Annotated in this window: 16 protein-coding genes; 14 read left to right on the top strand and 2 right to left on the bottom strand. The window is 49.1% G+C overall.

The annotated features are described in order from the left end of the window. Positions 1–135: 135 nt before the first annotated feature. On the bottom strand, positions 136–2,043 hold the full coding sequence (locus tag EKM94_RS05660; protein WP_125598806.1) for an ABC-F family ATP-binding cassette domain-containing protein: 1,908 nt from the start codon (positions 2,041–2,043) through the stop codon (positions 136–138). 242 nt (positions 2,044–2,285) lie between these two features. Between EKM94_RS05660 and EKM94_RS05655 the strand changes: the two genes are divergently transcribed. Further along, the gene (locus EKM94_RS05655) at positions 2,286–2,963 is read left to right on the top strand and encodes a redox-sensing transcriptional repressor Rex (RefSeq protein WP_125598803.1); all 678 of its coding nucleotides are present in this window, start codon (positions 2,286–2,288) and stop codon (positions 2,961–2,963) included. A 131-nt stretch (positions 2,964–3,094) separates the two neighbouring features. On the opposite strand, the gene EKM94_RS05650 is transcribed toward EKM94_RS05655, so the two are convergent. Then, positions 3,095–3,769: a CPBP family intramembrane glutamic endopeptidase gene (locus tag EKM94_RS05650; RefSeq protein WP_164511122.1), complete on the bottom strand. Its 675-nt coding sequence runs from the start codon at positions 3,767–3,769 to the stop codon at positions 3,095–3,097. Between the two features lie 375 nt (positions 3,770–4,144). Here EKM94_RS05650 and groES point away from each other — a divergent pair, with 375 nt between their 5' ends. The 13 genes from groES to EKM94_RS05585 all read left to right on the top strand — a co-directional run bounded on the left by groES (position 4,145) and on the right by EKM94_RS05585 (position 18,435). Then, the gene (gene groES, locus EKM94_RS05645; RefSeq protein ID WP_125598799.1) at positions 4,145–4,429 is read left to right on the top strand and encodes a co-chaperone GroES; all 285 of its coding nucleotides are present in this window, start codon (positions 4,145–4,147) and stop codon (positions 4,427–4,429) included. 56 nt (positions 4,430–4,485) lie between these two features. Then, positions 4,486–6,111, top strand: coding sequence for a chaperonin GroEL (groL, locus tag EKM94_RS05640; protein ID WP_125598796.1), 1,626 nt, complete (start codon positions 4,486–4,488; stop codon positions 6,109–6,111). A gap of 261 nt (positions 6,112–6,372) precedes the next feature. Then, positions 6,373–7,695 (top strand): DRTGG domain-containing protein, encoded by a 1,323-nt coding sequence (locus EKM94_RS05635; RefSeq protein WP_125598793.1) that lies wholly within the window; start codon positions 6,373–6,375, stop codon positions 7,693–7,695. Positions 7,696–7,698: 3 nt separating this feature from the next. Next, on the top strand, positions 7,699–8,667 hold the full coding sequence (locus EKM94_RS05630; RefSeq protein WP_125598790.1) for a DHH family phosphoesterase: 969 nt from the start codon (positions 7,699–7,701) through the stop codon (positions 8,665–8,667). Positions 8,668–8,788: 121 nt separating this feature from the next. Beyond that, positions 8,789–10,138, top strand: a complete 1,350-nt coding sequence (locus EKM94_RS05625; RefSeq protein WP_125598787.1) for a DEAD/DEAH box helicase — start codon at positions 8,789–8,791, stop codon at positions 10,136–10,138. Next, positions 10,135–11,013, top strand: coding sequence for a hypothetical protein (locus EKM94_RS05620; protein WP_125598784.1), 879 nt, complete (start codon positions 10,135–10,137; stop codon positions 11,011–11,013). The genes EKM94_RS05625 and EKM94_RS05620 overlap by 4 nt, the downstream gene beginning before the upstream one ends. Before the next feature lie 278 nt (positions 11,014–11,291). After that, positions 11,292–13,952: an alanine--tRNA ligase gene (gene alaS, locus EKM94_RS05615; RefSeq protein WP_125598781.1), complete on the top strand. Its 2,661-nt coding sequence runs from the start codon at positions 11,292–11,294 to the stop codon at positions 13,950–13,952. Positions 13,953–14,025: 73 nt separating this feature from the next. Then, positions 14,026–14,283 carry an IreB family regulatory phosphoprotein gene (locus tag EKM94_RS05610; RefSeq protein WP_125598778.1) on the top strand — a complete coding sequence of 86 codons (258 nt, stop codon included), beginning with the start codon at positions 14,026–14,028 and terminating at the stop codon, positions 14,281–14,283. 3 nt (positions 14,284–14,286) lie between these two features. Continuing rightward, positions 14,287–14,721: a Holliday junction resolvase RuvX gene (gene ruvX / locus EKM94_RS05605; protein ID WP_125598775.1), complete on the top strand. Its 435-nt coding sequence runs from the start codon at positions 14,287–14,289 to the stop codon at positions 14,719–14,721. A 41-nt stretch (positions 14,722–14,762) separates the two neighbouring features. Continuing rightward, a complete protein-coding gene (locus EKM94_RS05600; protein ID WP_191987498.1) occupies positions 14,763–15,065 on the top strand; it encodes a DUF1292 domain-containing protein in 303 nt (100 codons plus the stop codon). 123 nt (positions 15,066–15,188) lie between these two features. After that, positions 15,189–15,428 (top strand): cell division protein ZapA, encoded by a 240-nt coding sequence (locus EKM94_RS05595; protein ID WP_125598769.1) that lies wholly within the window; start codon positions 15,189–15,191, stop codon positions 15,426–15,428. A 23-nt stretch (positions 15,429–15,451) separates the two neighbouring features. Next, positions 15,452–15,997 carry a CvpA family protein gene (locus tag EKM94_RS05590; RefSeq protein ID WP_125598766.1) on the top strand — a complete coding sequence of 182 codons (546 nt, stop codon included), beginning with the start codon at positions 15,452–15,454 and terminating at the stop codon, positions 15,995–15,997. Positions 15,998–16,077: 80 nt separating this feature from the next. Next, positions 16,078–18,435 carry an endonuclease MutS2 gene (locus tag EKM94_RS05585; RefSeq protein ID WP_125598763.1) on the top strand — a complete coding sequence of 786 codons (2,358 nt, stop codon included), beginning with the start codon at positions 16,078–16,080 and terminating at the stop codon, positions 18,433–18,435. Positions 18,436–18,448: the final 13 nt, after the last annotated feature.

The following is an 18,448-nucleotide window of genomic DNA, read 5'->3' as shown; positions in this document are numbered from 1 at the left end:
CATATTCGTTGGAATAGGCGCTTTTGTTATACTCATTTTTCTCATTTTCCGTTTGCGGCTGACCTTGAAATTGGCGGCACTGACCTTGACCTTGAAACGCGGTGGGTTGCCTGATGTTAACCGCGGGCAGCCAGCTTAATTTGTCGCTGGTCCTTGTTCCAGGGCTTCAGTAGCCAGTAGCCAATCATTCTCAGCGGCGGTTTCGGCCGCTTGGATCTGGTCCAGTTCCTTTTGTAGATCACCTAGCTTGACAAAGTCGGCTTGGATCGCTGGTTGGGCCATTTGTTGCTGTAAGGCTTCCGCTTGCTGGTGACGCTCGTTCATCAGCGCTTCGGCGTTACTGACCGCCCGCTCCAGCTTCCGAACTTCACGTTGTTGGGCCTTGTCGGCGATGAACTGCGCTTGATTGTCAGAAATTTCAGTGGTGGTGGTGACCGCTGCAATTTCCGGTTGGCGTTTCTCCAGATAAAAGTCATAATTGCCTTCGTAAACTTGACTGCCAGTTGGCGTTAAGTCCACGATCCGATCGGCCAAACTATTGATCAAGTAACGGTCATGGGAGACGAAAATCAGCGTTCCAGCAAAGTTGGCCAAGGCCTGTTCCAGAACTTCTTTGGACTGGATATCCAAGTGGTTCGTTGGTTCGTCCATCAGTAACACATTGCGTTTTTCCATGGCCAACTTGGTTAAAAGCAGACGAGCTTTTTCACCACCAGAGAGCTGATGGACCACTTTTTGAACATCATCACCACTGAACAGGAAACTGCCTAAAACGGTGCGAATCTCTTGTTCCGGTAGTAAGGGGTGTTCTTGCCAGATCGTTTCCAACACGGTCAATTGTGGGTCCAGTTGGCGTTGATCCTGATCGTAGTAGCCGATCTGGACGTTCGCGCCAAATTTGAAACTGCCGGCCAGCGCGGGAATCTGTTGCAAGAGGGTCTTGACTAGGGTGGATTTACCCACCCCGTTAGGACCGATGATCGCCACGCGCTGGTGCTTGATCACGGCGAAATTGATCGGGCTGGACATGACTCGGTCTTCATAACCGATCGCTAAGTCTCGGACAAAGAGAACTTCTTTGCCAGTTTCCTTGGTCAGGTCGAAGTGGAAATGGAGACTTTGATTGCTGTCGACTGGTTTGTCCAGGCGGACCATTTTCTCCAGCTGTTTGCGGCGCGCTTGTGCTCGTTTGGTGGTGGAAGCTCGCGTGATGTTCTTCTCCACGAAGGTTTCCAGCTTCTTGATCTCCGCTTGTTGTTGATCGTAGGCCTTGGTTGCCGTCTGAAAGTTCTGAGCCCGTTGCTGCAAATAGGCGCTGTAATTGCCGTGATAATGGGTCAAACTGTGATGCTCAAGCGCGAAGATTTCCTTGGTCACATGATCCAGGAAGTACTGGTCATGGGAAACAATCAGCAGGGCGCCGCGATAGCTTTGCAAATAGTTTTCTAACCAGTTCAGGGTTTCGATATCCAAGTGATTGGTCGGTTCGTCTAAAATCAACAAATTCGGACGTTGCAACAGAATCTTCGCCAGCGCTAGCCGCGAACGTTCACCACCGGATAATGAGCTGATCGGTTTCTGATAAGTTTCAGCGGGGAATTGAAAGCCTTGGAGCACGGTTTTGATTTCCGCTTCGTAGCCGTAGCCGTTCTCCAACTTAAAGCGATTCTGTAGTTGGTCATATTGATTCAACAGTTCCTGATCGGTCGGGTGTTGGGCCAAGTCAAGTTCCAACTGGCGCAATTGGCGTTCCATTGCTTGCAGAGCGGCGAACACCGCCGTCATTTCCGCAATGATCGTGTTGTGGGAATCAAGACCACTATTCTGAGCCAAATAGCCAATGGTCAGGCCTTTATTCTTGACGACTTGACCCTCATCGGGGGGATCGATTCCGGCGATGATCTTCAGCAACGTTGATTTTCCCGAGCCGTTAACGCCGACGAGCCCGACGCGGCCTTGATCTTGTACCTCTAAGTTGACACCTGAGAACAGCGTTTCGGCGCCGAAAAAACGAGCGACTTGTTGCGCTTGCAGTATAATCATTGTGAGTTTCCTCCGTAACAAATGAAAATTAATAAAAGTTTAAATTATTTTGATGTGAGAACATTATAATGTGGAAAGCTATAGAATAAAGGGTTCAAGCATTTTTATTGCATCTTTTTCACGAATCAGTTATTATGCAACTTAGAAAACAAGTTGTTTATTTACTCAATTTGTGGAATAATCATTTTGGATAATTGACAAGCTTTACAAAAAAACGATTGAAAGACTGAGGTGTTTCAGCAATGGCTGAAATAAAAATTCCAAAGGCAACGGCACGCCGTTTACCTTTATATTACCGTTATTTACAATTTCTGCACGATGGCGAGAAAAAGAAGGTTTCCTCTGCGGAACTCTCTGAAGCTGTTAAAGTGGACAGCGCGACGATCCGCCGCGACTTTTCTTACTTTGGCGCTTTAGGCAAACGTGGTTATGGTTATGACGTTGACTCTTTGTTAACGTTCTTCAAACGTTTGCTGAACCAAGACCATTTGACGAATGTCGCTTTAGTTGGTGTTGGTAATTTGGGTCACGCGTTATTGAACTATAATTTCCGGCAAACGAATAATATTCGGATCAGCGCGGCTTTTGATGTGGATCCTGACCTGACGGGCACGATCCAAAGCGGGGTGCCGATCTATCCGATGGCCCAGTTGAAGGAACAATTGCGCGCCCAACAAATCGATATCGTGATTTTGACGGTTCCGATCGAACAAGCTCAGGAAATTACTGACGAATTAGTCAAAGTCGGCATCAAGGGTATTTTAAACTTCACGCCTTTACGGGTCAATGTGCCTGATGATGTTCGGGTTCACAATGTGGATCTGGCCAACGAATTACAAACGTTGATCTACTTCTTGGACAACTTCAATGAAGACGGCACTTTGATCAACCCATTGGCTCATGATCCATTGTTCAATTAAATTTTGTTCAATTAAGTTTTTCTAAGAAACTGTTTGATCAGCCACCTAATTTGTTTAGGTGGCTTTTTTGGATCCCAGGTTTAAAAATCTGTGGTCAGCTGACCAAGTGAGTCGCACTGAATATTCGCCAGTTACTTCAGCAAAAAGAGGGAGATCAGTAAAGAAATACTGTTGTAAATGATGTGGGCGGTGATGGTGACTTTGATCGACTTGGTCTTGTGATAGAGCCAGCACTGCACGACCCCAATGCCCGCGTAGACGATCAAGAAGCGATTGTCATTATGAGCCAGGCCAAAGAGTAGGCTGGAGATTAAGGCCGCGCCGATTGGATTCATCAGGCGACTGCCTAAGCCGTAAAGCGTTTTGCGGAAAACCAGCTCTTCCAAAATCGGGGCGATCAGCGCCGCGTAAACAGCATAAAGTGGTGCTTTGCGGACAACTTGCAGGATCTCCTGAGTGTTTTGGGAGGTTTGCGGCGCGCCTGAGAAGAGGGTGATCAACACCGTGCCCAGTAAGCTAACACCATAGAACAGCAAGAGTCCCAAAAAGCCATATAATAACACATCGGCCACCGCGATTTTAGCTTCAGGTTGGATGCCGATCTGGCGGTCCGAGCGCCGGTCAAACCAAACGAAAATACCGGTCAGGACAATGCTGAGCCCCATTTGCCAATTCACGCCGGTGACGCCTTTCAAGCCCAGCGCTGATAAAATCAGACCGGGAACGAGGAGAATTCCCAAATAGCTCACAATGATCCAAACAATTTTAGACCAAATTTTTCGGGGATCGATTTCTTGATTAGTCATAGCAATATCCTTTCTTCTTAAGCCGGACTTAGGTGATGCAGTCCGACGATCGTGCCGCGACGCGCTGATTGCCGCGCTGGAGATGGCCGCGACACGACCTGATAAAGTTGAACAAACTAGTTCCATGATAACAATATTTGCCCCGCAAAAAAAGGTTAACTTTCGTTGGGCTCAACCAGCTTCCCGAAAACAAGCGCTACTTTTCAGTAAAATGCGGCCGCTTTGCCGACTTTATTCGTGGATTGAACACAAAAAATCAAGAAGTGGGTTGAAATAACTTGCAATCAACCTGAAAAATGCTATTATAAATCTTGTGGTTAGCACTTGATGCAACTGAGTGCTAAAAAAGAATAAATGTTAACGGAGGGATTTTCTGTGTTAAAACCTTTAGGAGATCGTGTTATCGTAACTGTTGAAGAACCAGAGGAACAAACGGTTGGCGGGATTGTTTTAGCAAGTAACGCTAAAGAGAAACCACAAACTGGCAAGATTGTGGCAATCAGCGCAGGTCGCTTTACCGATGATGGTCAGCAAGTACCTTTGACTGTTAAAGAAGGCCAAACGGTCTTATTCGACAAGTATGCTGGCTCTGAAGTTAAATACGAAGGCGCGTCATATTTGGTCCTTCACGAGAAAGACATCATGGCGATCGTCGACTAGTTCGTCGTTGACGACAGACGTTATAAATAAATTTTTTGATAAGGTGGTAATTTTTAATGACGAAAGAAATCAAGTTTTCTGAAGACGCACGGTCAGCAATGCTCCGTGGGGTCGATCAATTAGCAAATACCGTTAAAACAACTTTAGGACCGAAAGGCCGCAACGTTGTTTTGGAGAAATCATATGGCTCACCTGAAATCACCAATGATGGGGTCACCATTGCCAAAGACATCGAATTAGAAGATCATTTCGAGAACATGGGCGCGAAACTGGTTTCCGAAGTTGCTTCGAAGACCAATGATATCGCCGGTGATGGGACAACCACTGCCACGGTTTTGGCCCAAGCGATCATCCGTGAAGGCATGAAGAACGTCACCGCCGGCGCGAACCCAGTCGGCATTCGGCGTGGGATCGAGTTGGCAACAAACGCGGCAGTCGCTGAGTTGCACAAGATCGCTCATAAAGTTGAGAACAAGAGCCAGATCGCTCAGGTTGCCTCTGTTTCCTCTTCCAGCGATGAAGTTGGTAAGTTGATCGCGGACGCCATGGAAAAAGTTGGTCATGATGGCGTGATCACGATCGAGGAATCAAAGGGGATCGAGACAGATCTCAGCGTGGTTGAAGGGATGCAATTCGATCGCGGCTACTTGTCACAATATATGGTGACTGATAACGACAAGATGGAAGCTGACTTAGACAATCCTTACATCTTGATCACCGACAAGAAGATCAGCAACATTCAAGAAATCTTGCCAATGTTGCAAGAAATCGTGCAACAAGGTAAGGCACTCTTGATCATCGCGGATGATGTTGAAGGTGAAGCATTACCAACCTTGGTTCTGAACAAGATCCGGGGGACCTTCAATGTTGTTGCCGTCAAGGCGCCTGGCTTTGGCGATCGTCGTAAAGCACAATTGGAAGATATCGCTGTTTTGACCGGCGGGACTGTCATCACCAGTGACCTTGGCTTGGAATTGAAAGATACTAAGCTGGAACAATTAGGTCAAGCTGGTAAAGTGACCGTCACTAAGGACAACACCACGATCGTTGAAGGCGCTGGCGCTAAAGACGCGATCCAGGAACGGGTCGATTTGATCAAGGGTCAAATCGCCGAGACAACTTCTGATTTCGATCGGGAGAAGTTGCAAGAACGTCTGGCTAAATTAGCTGGTGGTGTTGCGGTGATCAATGTTGGTGCTGCAACTGAAACCGAATTGAAAGAACGCAAATATCGCATCGAAGACGCTTTGAACGCAACACGGGCCGCAGTTGAAGAAGGCTACGTCGCTGGTGGTGGGACTGCCTTGGTCAACGTGATCTCCGCTGTCAAAGAATTGCAAGAAACTGGCGATGTTCAAACTGGGATCAACATCGTGGTTCGGGCTTTGGAAGAACCTGTTCGCCAAATCGCTGAAAATGCTGGTTTGGAAGGTTCCGTCATTGTTGAACACATGAAGAGTCAAGCCAACGAAGTAGGTTACAACGCGGCGACCGACAAGTGGGAAAACATGATCGAAGCTGGGATCTTGGATCCAACGAAGGTTACGCGTTCTGCTTTGCAAAACGCTGCTAGTGTGGCTGCTTTGATGTTAACAACGGAAGCTGTTGTCGCTGACAAGCCAGAACCTGAGAAGCCTGAAGCTCCTGCTGGCCCTGGTGCTGGCATGGGCGGCATGATGTAAGCTGTTCTACCCAAAATGGTTACCAAAAGAGGTCGATCCGAACGGATCGCCTCTTTTTCTATACTCATTTTTGGATCACCCATACTGCTACTGGGCTTGGCGCCGCCGATCAATCACCGCTTTGGCGTTGGTGTGGGTGCGATTAGGGGCGCGGAATAACTTGTGGATGTTGCGGTTACATTTTAGTCAGATTAGTTTTGTGTTTAGCTTTAGAAACAGATATACTGATACAGTAGACTGTCAGATAAAGTGGGTGAGTTCTTGGCAACAAAACATGAAGAGATCATTCGTTATTTAGAAACTTTGCCGATCGGCCAGAAGGTTTCAGTGCGCTCGATTGCACATGAGCTACAGGTCAGCGAAGGCACGGCATATCGGGCCATCAAATCGGCAGAAACCAATGGGTTGGTGGCGACGATCGAACGGGTCGGTACGGTCCGCATTGAAAAGGAGCGACCGAAACAGATCGAGGAACTGTCTTTCTCAGACATTCTTGAGTTGATCAATGGGCGCTTACTTGGCGGCGCGGCCGGGCTAGCGAAAACTTTAAATAAATTTGTTATTGGCGCGATGACGGAAGAGGCGATGATTCCCTATATCACGCCAATGTCCCTGGTGATCGTTGGGAATCGAACTGGCGCTCAGCGAATCGCTCTGGAACATGGCGCCGCGGTGTTGATCACCGGTGGCTTTGAGGCGTCAAGCGAGAATATCCGCTTGGCTGATGATGAAGAGTTGCCCTTGATCAGTACCAGTTATGACACTTATACCGTGGCGAGCTTGATCAACCGGGAGATTTCCAACAAGAATATCAAACAAGATATTTTGACGGTCAACGACGTTTATGAGCCCCGCGACCAAATCCAGGTATTGCTGCAATCGCAAAAAGTCAGTGATTATCTGGCTTTACGCAATAGCACCAATAAATCGCGGTTTGCGGTGGTCACCGATAAAGGACGCTTGGTCGGCGTGATTACCTATCATGATATTCAAGGTTTCAGCGCGGGGACCGGGCTTGATAAGGTGATGGTCAAGAATCCGATTACGGTGACTTTGCACACCTCGTTGGCCAACGCGACACATCTACTGATGTCTAATTCAATTGATTTACTACCGGTCGTCGATACCGGGTTCAATTTAGTGGGTTTGGTCAATCGCAACGATGTCCAAGCGCATGAACGGCCGCTTTCGAAGATGGGCACCTGGACGTTGGAGGCGCAGATCGGCGAGGCGTTGTCTGTGGAGGAAACGCCAGTGGTCAATGGCGACGATTTTCCCGCTTGGCGTGCCGTGGTAACACCACAAATGGCCAATGACGATGGGACTTTGGCCATCGGGGTCTTAACCGAACTGTTGACTTTGGCCGCGACGCGCTCACTGCGCCTTTACCAGCAAAAGGTCAGTATGGTTGATCAATTGAATCTATATTATTTACGCTTGGTCCAGATCGATCATGAATTGACGATCAAATTACGGGTCGTTAATGCCAGTCGGCGGCGCACCTATTTCGATATTGATATTTTATCGGATCATCTGGTCGTGGCCAAAGCAATGGTCACTTGCCAAGTTATTGAGGAGATATAAACGATGGAAGCAAATTTTGCACAGATTCTAGAAAAAATCAAAGCCTACGATAAAATCGTGATCCACCGCCATCAAAATCCGGATCCGGATGCGGTTGGGTCTCAGGCTGGGCTAGCGACAGCGATCCAAGCGGGCTATCCTAACAAACAAGTTAAGATCGTGGGGAGCTCGGTCGGCGATTTAGATTGGTTGGCCCAGCCTGAAGAGGTCGCGGATGACTTTTATCAAGGGGCCTTGGTCATTGTGGTGGATACGGCGAATACGCCGCGCATTAGTGATCCGCGGTTTGACCAGGGGGACTTCCTGATCAAGATCGATCATCATCCTAATCGTGACGCTTATGGCGACTATTATCATGTTGTGCCCGAGGCATCCAGCAGCTCCGAATTGGTCGTTGATTTGATCAATGACAGTGAGGGCGCTTTGGTGCTGACCCAAGAAGCGGCGCGGGTGTTGTACGCGGGGATCGTCGGAGATACTGGTCGCTTCATGTATAATTCCACCACCACCCATACGTTCAACGTGGCTGCTCAACTGATTGGCACTGGTTTCAATCATTCAGTTGTTAGTGAGAACCTTTATGAAATGACGTTAGCGCAGGCGCGGTTGCAGTCGATCGTCTTCGATCAAATCAGTTTTGATGGCCATGGCGCCGCTCATGTGATGATCAGCCGCGAATTGATCGCGAAGCTAGGACTCCGTGATGATCAGGTGAATTCGATCGTGTCCACGCCTGGTCGTTTGAAGGGTGTTCTACTTTGGTCGATCTACGTTGAGAAGCCTGACGGCACTTATCGGGTTCATTTCCGTTCCAAAGGGCCGATCATCAATGTCATCGCCCAGGAGCATGGTGGTGGCGGGCATCCGCTGGCCAGTGGCGCCAACGCCCAGGATCAAGCCGAGGTGCAAACGATCATTGCCGAAATGGTCGCCGCTGGGTCGGCTTATCAAACCCAACCCACAGTAAACTAAAACAAGCGCTCAGCACAAGGACGTCAATGTCAGTCTCGATCGAGGCTGGAAACGGCAGCCTACGTGGCTGATTGTTCAGCAATCTGATCCGGTCGATGGGTCATGAATAAGGAGAAATGCAATGCCTAATGATTTTACAAATTTTGGTTTAAAGGACAGTCTATTGACCGGTTTGACCGCGATCGGCTTCCGGCAACCCACCCCAGTTCAAAACGCGGTGATCCCGGTGTTACTTGCTGGGAAAGATGCGGTGGTCGAGTCGCAAACCGGGAGTGGTAAGACTCACGCCTTTCTGTTGCCACTACTAAGCCGCTTAGAGAAGCATGAAGATTTGGCGCAATTGGTGATCACGGCGCCTAGCCGCGAGTTAGCGACGCAAACCTACGAGATGGCCAAGGCACTATTGACGGCCAGCAATGAGCATTGGTCCACTCATTTGTACGTAGGGGGCAGTGATAAGGAGCGCCAAATCGAGAAGTTGCAGCGGCAACAACCAGATATCGTGATCGGGACGCCTGGTCGGATCCTTGATTTGGTTTCCAGCGCCGCGTTGCGGGTTGATCAAGTTCGCTTTTTGGTGATCGATGAAGCTGATATGACCCTAGACATGGGCTTCTTGAATCAAGTTGACGCGATTGCCAGCAAAATGCCAGCAGCGCTGCAAACGGCGGTCTTTTCCGCCACGATCCCGGATAAGTTGCAACCGTTCTTGCGGAAGTATCTGCACGCGCCGGAACAGATCAAACTTGCGCCGAAGTCTGTGATCAACCCGCAAGTTGAGAACTGGCTTTTCGCGACGGGGGGCAAGAATAAGGCTGAGTTAGTCGCGCAATTATTGACGATCGGCCAACCATATTTGGCGCTGGTTTTCGCCAACACGAAACAGACCGTTGATGATTTGACCGATTATCTCAAACAAAAGGGTCTGCGCGTGGCCAAAATCCATGGTGGCTTACAACCGCGGGAACGCAAGCGGGTGATGAAGCAAGTCGAGAACTTGGAGTACCAGTATGTGGTGGCCACTGATTTGGCGGCCCGGGGTATTGATATTCCTGGAGTTTCCTTGGTAATCAACTATGAATTGCCGAAGGATCTCGAGTTCTTCGTCCATCGGGTCGGCCGAACCGGGCGTAATGGACTTGAAGGCACTGCCATTACCCTGTACCGCCCAGCGGAGGAGAATCTTGTTGCCCAACTGGAACATATCGGCGTTAAGTTTGTGCCCAAAACTTTGGAGAAGGGCCAGATCGTGACGACCTATGACCGCCAACGCCGGACTCAACGCCGCGCGACCCAACAGAAACTCGATCCAACTTTGATTGGCTACGTCAAGAAGGCGCGGGGCAAAGGCAAACCGGGCTACCGTAAGAAAATCAAACAAGCAATCAGCGATGATCGCCGGCGCAAACGCAAAATCGAACAACGAGCGGAACATCTACAACAAAAGCAGAAGAGGAAGGCGCAACGATGATTACAGAGAAAATGCTGTACTGGAATTCTTGGCATCAATTGACAGTGGAGGAACAACAACGGGTTTTTGAACAAATCCTACGCTACTTCGTGAATCCACTCTGGAATGTCGAAAACATCAAGTATCTAGAAACGCCAAGTCAAAACGGCCCCTTGCGGACTTTCGAGGTTAATCTTAACGGGCAGACCTATTTCTTCATGCCGGGGCAAGAAGCCGGTACCGTCGTCGCTGAGCTTGATGATGTGGCACCATTTCTGATGAGCGTTCAAGCACTACCGTCAAGCTTGAAGTTGATTGGTCAATTGAACCTAGTGAACGGTGAACGTCACGGCAATCAAAAGCTTTTGAAAAAGCATGACCGTGAGATAACGGCGTATTTGGAGCGCAGTTCGGATAGCTTGAATCCGTTTGCGAGCGATAACGATCTTTTTGGTAATCATGACTTGGTCTTTATTCCGGCCAATAATGGCGTCATGCATATTTTTGTACAGCAGAGCTTGAAATTTGCCGGTTTACGGCGCGAGTTGCGGCGGGATGGCGCTAATCTACCAACAAGGAATCAGTGGGAATATGCGGCTTTGGCGAATTGGAGCGGTAGTTTTGCGGCCATTGATGACACCCAAAGTCAGCACCAATTAGGCTTAGGAATGTTGTTTGACACACTACCAACGTTGGAAATGCTGGACGATCCGGCTGTGGCCAAGGAGAACCCATTTGGCGCTGGTTTTGGGCTTTTCGGTGGCACGGGCACCCAGGTCAAATCGGAAGATGACTTGTTGGGGTTGATTGGTGATGTGTCTGAAACGGATTTCAGTCATGGGCCGTTATCGCACTTCGCCGTTTACCGTTCTGTCTTCAATGTGCAATTAGACTAGCGGCCGACTAAAATTTGTTGTCATTGATTGACAATAAACAGCTTTTTAATTATAATGTTTTTGACTTAAGATATGTTGACGCGGGCCGTGTTCAGAGAGAGGCTGTTGGTGTGAAGCCTTCACGTAAGCGTGATCGATGCTCCTTAAGTGGCAATCGAATAGTAGTTCAATTAAGAGGTTAACGATCAAACATCGTTGCAAACAAGGTGGTACCGCGCATTAGCGTCCTTGTCAGCAACGGTGTTTTTATTTGTTTAGTCGTTAGGAAAGGTGTTAGCATGAAAAAATTATCAAGTAGTGAATTTCGACAAATGTTTCTCGACTTTTTCAAATCAAAGGGGCATGATGTTGAACCCAGCGCCTCACTGATCCCCCACGATGATCCCACCTTGTTGTGGATCAATTCCGGAGTAGCCACGTTGAAGAAATATTTCGACGGCACGGTTATTCCGAAGAATCCGCGGATCACCAACGCACAAAAGAGTATTCGGACCAATGATATTGAAAACGTCGGGAAAACGGCGCGGCACCATACATTTTTCGAGATGTTAGGTAATTTCTCTGTGGGCGATTATTTTAAAGCGGACGCGATTCCGTGGGCCTGGGAGTTTCTGACCTCACCAGCATGGTTGGCAATGGATCCGGCGCGTTTATATGTCACGGTTTATCCGAAAGACACCGAGGCTTATCGGATTTGGCACGAAGTCGTTGGCCTACCCACAGATCATCTGATCAAGGTGGAAGATAATTTCTGGGATATTGGCGAAGGTCCCAGTGGTCCTGATTCCGAGATTTTCTACGATCGTGGTCAACAGTTCAATAATGTGGCCGAAGACGATCCGGAGAATTACCCAGGCGGCGAAAATGAACGCTATTTGGAATTGTGGAACATCGTTTTCTCGGAGTTCAACCATTTACCTGATGGTCGGTTTGTGGAACAACCCCATAAAAACATTGATACGGGGATGGGCCTGGAGCGGGTCGTTTCCGTGCTTCAGGACGCGCCGACGAATTTCGAGACCGATTTATTCTTGCCGTTGATCCACAAGACCGAGGAAATCAGCGGTCAGGTGAAATATGGCACGGATCCCAAACAAGATGTGGCCTTTAAGATCATCGCCGATCACGCTCGGACGGTAAATTTTGCCATTGGTGATGGCGCGTTGCCATCAAATGAAGGTCGTGGTTATGTGTTGCGGCGTTTGATCCGGCGCGCCGTCTTGAACGGACGCCGTTTGCAGATCAGCAAGCCCTTCTTATATCAATTGGTGCCGGTCGTGGGCGAAATCATGGCCAGCTATTACCCAGAGGTCTCCGCGCAAAAGGACTTTATCGCCAAAGTGATCAAGTCCGAAGAAGATCGTTTCAGTGAAACGTTGACGGATGGGCTGGCCTTACTCAATGATCTGATCGCCAAGCAAAAGCTGGCTGGTAGCACGGTTATTGATGGCCGCGCCGCTTTTAAATTGTTTGATACCTTTGGCTTCCCCATCGAATTGACGGTGGAATACGCCGCTGATGAAGGGATGACGGTCAACGAAGCTGAATTTGACGAAGCCATGAAGGAACAAAAGGCGCGGGCGCGGGCGGCTCGAGGCGATCTCCAATCAATGGGATCACAAAACGAGACCCTGATGGCCATCAAGGCCGCTAGCGTTTTTGATGGCTACCAACACTTGACGCTGCATGACGCTAAATTAGTGGTGGCCTTGCAGGCGGATCAAGAAGTGACCTCTGTGGCTGCGGGTCAAGCACAATTGATTTTCGACCGCACGCCGTTTTATGCGGAAATGGGCGGTCAGGTGGCCGATCATGGCGTGGTTCAAGATGCGGCTGGTCAGGTTGTGGCTCAGGTGGTTGATGTGCAGCATGCGCCAAATGGGCAGAATCTGCATACGGTCAAGGTGTTGGCCCCAATGATCGTTGGCCAGGAGTACACATTGGCTGTGGATCATCTTTGGCGGATGAAGGTGCGCCGTAACCATACGGCGACTCATTTACTGGATCAGGCGTTACGCGATGTCTTAGGTGAGCACACTCATCAGGCGGGTTCATTGGTTGAGCCGACCTATTTACGTTTCGATTTCACGAATCTGGGTCAGGTCACCTCAGCGCAACTCGCGCAAGTTGAACAAATCGTCAACGAGAAGATCTGGGCGGAATTGCCGGTGGAGACTGTTGAAACAGATCTGGAATCGGCGAAGAAATTAGGGGCGATCGCCTTATTCAGCGAGAAGTATGGCGAGCGGGTCCGGGTGGTCAAGGCTGGCGATTATTCCATGGAATTGTGCGGTGGCACCCACGTGAGCAATACCGCGGAGATCGGACTGTTCAAAATCACCTCAGAATCAGCGATCGGTGCGGGTGTACGGCGGATCGAGGCGGTGACGGCCACTGAAGCTTTCCAATATTTGGAAGACCAAGCGCAGATGTTACACCAAGTTGCGGGCACCCTGAAAGTCAACCAGTTGAAAGAATTGCCCCATAAGGTCGAAAGTTTGCAACAGGAGCTGAAGGACAGCCAACGCGATCTACAAAACCTGAAAGCGAAATTGGCCCAATCGACGGCCCAAGATCAAGTGCAAGTTGTCGCGGCCGGTGCCTTCAAATTAGCCAGCGCGGTGATTCCGAATGTGACCATCAACGAACTGCGGCAGTTAGCCGATAACTGGCGGGATAAGCCAACCAGCGATGTTTTAGTTTTGGGTACGGCGCAAGGCGAGAAAGCCAACCTGTTGGTAGCGGTGACAGAAGCGGCGGTGGCGCAAGGGCTGAAGGCCGGCGCGATCATCAAGGCCAGCGCACCGGCAATCAATGGCGGTGGCGGCGGTCGCCCTGATTTAGCCCAAGCAGGCGGCAAGAAACCAGCTGGGTTACCGGCGGCGCTGGAAGCGGCCCAAGCCTTCGTTAGCCAACAAGACGCTGATTCTAAAAACTAGATTAAGTAATGATAACAATCATTGTTTTTTGGTCATGATTCCTGTATGATTCAGGTAGAGTGAGGTGACTGTCATGAGTGAATTGGATAAGACAATGTCCTTTTCTTTTAATGAAAATGAATCAAAAAACGTCAAGGATACCTTGGAAAGTGTGTATCAATCTTTGGAGGAGAAGGGTTATAATCCGATCAACCAAATCGTTGGTTACCTGCTTTCCGGCGACCCTGCTTATATTCCCCGGCATAATGATGCCCGTAATTTGATTCTGAAGCATCAGCGTGACGAGATCATTGAAGAATTGGTTCGTAAATACTTGAATAAGGATCGTTGATCGATGCGTTTGATGGGATTAGATGTTGGCTCGCGAACTGTTGGCGTTGCCATTAGCGATGAACTGGGCTGGACCGCTCAGGGAGTCGAGATCATTCAGATCGATGAAGCAAATGAGAATTTTGGGATGAAGCGGTTAAAGAAGTTGGTGGCGGATTATCAAGTCACCGGCTTCGTTTTAGGTCTGCCCAAGAATATGAACAACACCAGTGGGCCACGGGTCGCGAAGACCAAGGCTTATGGTGACCGTTTGATTCATAAATTTGGCCTACCCGTGGATTATCAGGATGAACGTTTGTCCACGGTCCAAGCGGAACGGATGCTGATCGAAGAAGGCAATGTTTCACGCAAGAAGCGCAAGGAAGTCATCGACAAATTAGCTAGTGTGGTGATCTTGCAGAATTATCTTGATGCCCATGGGCAATTGACCCAGCAATAGGAGGAACTATGACAGATAAGAAAATCGACGATTTCAGCGATATGAATGCTGACGACCGCCAAATCACCCTTGTTGATGAAAATGGCAACGAGGAACTATACGAAGTATTATTTACCTTCGATTCCGAAGATTATGATCGTTCTTATGTGCTGTTGGTCCCAGCCAACTCAGCTGAGGACGAGGCAGTTGACATCTATCCTTTCGCTTACACACCAGACGAGAATGGTGACGCGACTTCCGGTGATTTGATCCCGATCGAAGACGAGGACGAATGGGAAATGGTTCAAGGCGTTCTCGACGTCTTTTTGCAAGATGAGAATTTGAATGGTCAATCCAACGATTGAGTGTTTTGTGAAAAGGGTTCGGCAACGCCGAGCCCTTTTTTCTTTGGCGGCTGGGCTAGCTCAGAGCGGCATTTAGTGATAAACTATTAATTAGTTTTATGAGCGTGGTGAATTTTTTCAGGTATGGCGAAACAAAATCAACCTTACAAAGCAGTGATCAATCATCGGGAATATCAGATCATTGGTCCGCGGACACCGGAACAGATGGCGCAGATCACTCAGCGAGTCAATGAGCAACTGCAAGCATTGAAACGCCAAGATCCTCTTTTGAGCTCTGAGGATGCGGCGGTTTTGCTGGCGTTTAATTTGGTCGCACAACAACTGGCCCACGAGAATTTACAGGCCAAACGTCGGAAAAAATAAGTGTTTAGATTGTTGAGGAACTTATGCTTAGTTTTGTGATTATTCTTATCTTTGCCTACAATCTCTATATGGGTGCTCGACGGGGACTTTATTTGCAGGGTGCATACACGCTGGGGTATTTGGTCAGTTTGTTGTTTGCTCGGCTTTTTTACGCAGGTCTCAGTAGGAAACTCGATCTGCTGATTCCTTACCCGTCAGCAACGTTGGACAGCCATTTCGTTTTTTTCTCCAATGATGTTGGGTTGAATCTGGATCAGGCGTTTTATCGCGGTTGTGCTTTTTTACTGATTTTATTGATCGGGTGGGTGCTGACTCATCTTGTGGTCATGTTCTTCAGTGATTTGGCTTATTTGGAATTGCCTCAGGTGGACCACACTGCTAATTTAGTCGGGAGCCTCTTCCTCGCATTTATTGTCTGCTATTTTGGCGTATTTTGTTGTTTTTACTTAGTGGCGGTCATTCCGATCCCAGGGATCCAAGACGCCTTACAGAAGTCCTGGTTAGCAACGTTGATCGTTCGTTACACCCCGATCCTGACCAAATGGATCACCGCATTATGGGTCGCATGAACAACCGCCAAATGAGAGCGAGCAGGGTGCTCGGTCTCATTTTTTATCGGAATATTTTGAAGTAAAGTGGTGACTATCAAATGAATTCAAGAGTTTTAAGATTACTAGAATTTAATAAAATCAAACAACAGATCCAGCCCTATTTGGCAACGGAAATGGGACGCTCGACCTTGGCCGAGTTGATGCCTAGCGCGGATGCGGATACGGTGCAGTTGTGGTTGGATCAGACTAAAGATGGCGCGGACTTATTGCGTCTCAAGGGTGGGTTACCTTTGGCCCAGTTAGTCGGCATGGACGCGCCATTGCACCGATTAGAAATCGGCGCTAATTTGAATGGCCCCGAACTAGCGGCGATCGGACGCAGCTTGCGGGTGGTCAGTCAGATCACGAATTTCTTCCGTGATTTGGATGACACGATCGAGTTACGAGCGCTACCAGAGTTGGCAGCCAATTTGGTCAATTTGCCGGAGCAGAGTCAGCTGTTACGCCGCTCCATCGAAAGCGACGGCTCGGTTTTGGATACGGCTTCGAGTCAGCTACAAAGTTTACGGAAAACGATTCACAGTCAGGAAACTGAGATCCGCAGTCGGATGGATGGTTACACCCGCGGTAGTCAGGCTAAATATCTGAGTGAACCGATCGTGACGATTCGGAATGATCGCTATGTCATTCCGGTGCGGGCGGAATATCGGCACCAATTCGGCGGCATCATACACGACCAAAGCGCCAGTGGGCAAACCGTCTATGTGGAACCACAAAGTATTTTGGAAATGAATAACAAATTGCGTCAGGTCCAATTGGCGGAAAAACAGGAAATCGAGCGGATCCTCGCTGAATTATCCGCGGCCTTGGCGCCTTATACCAATGAATTGCGGAGCAACGAATATTTGTTGGGGCAGTTTGACTTCATTAATGGCAAGGCCAAGTACGCCGCGCAAATTCGTGGGACGGAACCCCTGGTTTCCACCGATAATATTGTTAAATTGCGTCAAGCGCGTCATCCATTGTTGGATCCGCGCCAAGTTGTCAGTAATGATATTTTGATCGGGGACACGTATAAGACGATCGTGGTCACCGGTCCCAATACCGGTGGGAAAACGATCACCTTGAAAACACTGGGCCTGATTCAATTGATGGCCCAATCAGGGTTGTTCATTCCCACGCGGGAAGAAAGTCAAGTGGGGATCTTCCACGAGATTTACGCGGACATTGGTGATGAACAGTCGATCGAGCAGAACTTGAGTACTTTCTCCAGTCATATGGATAATATTATTAACTTCCTGGATCCGGTTGACGACCGGGACTTGGTGCTCTTGGATGAACTGGGCGCTGGGACCGATCCCCAGGAAGGCGCGAGTTTGGCCATCGCGATTCTGGATTATCTCGGGGGCACTGGGGCTGAAGTCATGGCCTCGACCCATTATCCCGAGTTGAAGGTCTATGGCTATGAACGGCCAGAAACGATCAATGCCAGCATGGAATTTGATGTCAAGACCCTGAAACCGACTTATCGGTTGTTGATCGGCATGCCTGGTCGTTCCAACGCTTTCGATATTTCACGGCGTCTCGGCATGCCGGAAGCGATCGTGGCGGCGGCCAAGGAATTGATGAACGGTGCCAGCCAAGATTTGAATGATATGATCAGCGACCTGGAAGCGCAGCGTAAGCAAACCGAGACACGAGGCGAAGAATTGGCGCAGCAATTGCAGGAAGCCACGGCGCTGCATGATGAGTTGAAGTCGGCCTGGACCGATTTTCAAAAGCAGAAAGAGCGGCTACAAGCGACGGCTCAGGAAAAGGCCAATCAGTTGGTTGACCAAGCACAAACCGAGGCCGACCAAATCATTGACGAATTGCGGCAGATGCGCTTGAACGGCGCTCAGAGCGTCAAGGAGGATCAACTGATCGCGGCCAAGGGACAATTGAACCAATTGCACCAAGAACGTAGCCTGAAGCAAAATAAGGTCTTACAGCGCGCCAAACGCCAGCAGGAGATCAAGGTGGGCGATGATGTCCGCGTGCTTTCTTATGGACAGGTCGGTGTGGTCACCCAGAAATTCAGCGCCCATCAATACGAAGTCCAAATGGGCATCATCAAAATGAAAATCGCCGAACGGGAATTAGAGAAGATCAAGGCGCCGCAACCAGCGGCACAACGGCAGATCGTCACCGTTCGTGGCGGTAGTGATCATCACGTTTCCACTCAGTTAGATCTGCGTGGTCAACGCTACGATGAAGCGCTAGCCAATCTCGATCGCTACATTGACGCCGCGTTATTAGCCGGTTATGAGTCCGTGACGATCGTTCACGGTAAAGGTACCGGCGCGATCCGGCAAGGCGTGCAGGATTATCTCAAACAGAATCGTCGCGTCAAACGTTATGAATACGCGCCGGCATCAGCAGGTGGTAATGGCGCGACCCTGGTTTTCTTCAAGTAGTCAGCTTGGTTAT

Origin of the sequence: Lapidilactobacillus achengensis (assembly GCF_003946655.1) — a bacterium.
Taxonomy (GTDB): domain Bacteria; phylum Bacillota; class Bacilli; order Lactobacillales; family Lactobacillaceae; genus Lapidilactobacillus; species Lapidilactobacillus achengensis.
This window is presented reverse-complemented; position numbering and strand designations above follow the sequence as displayed.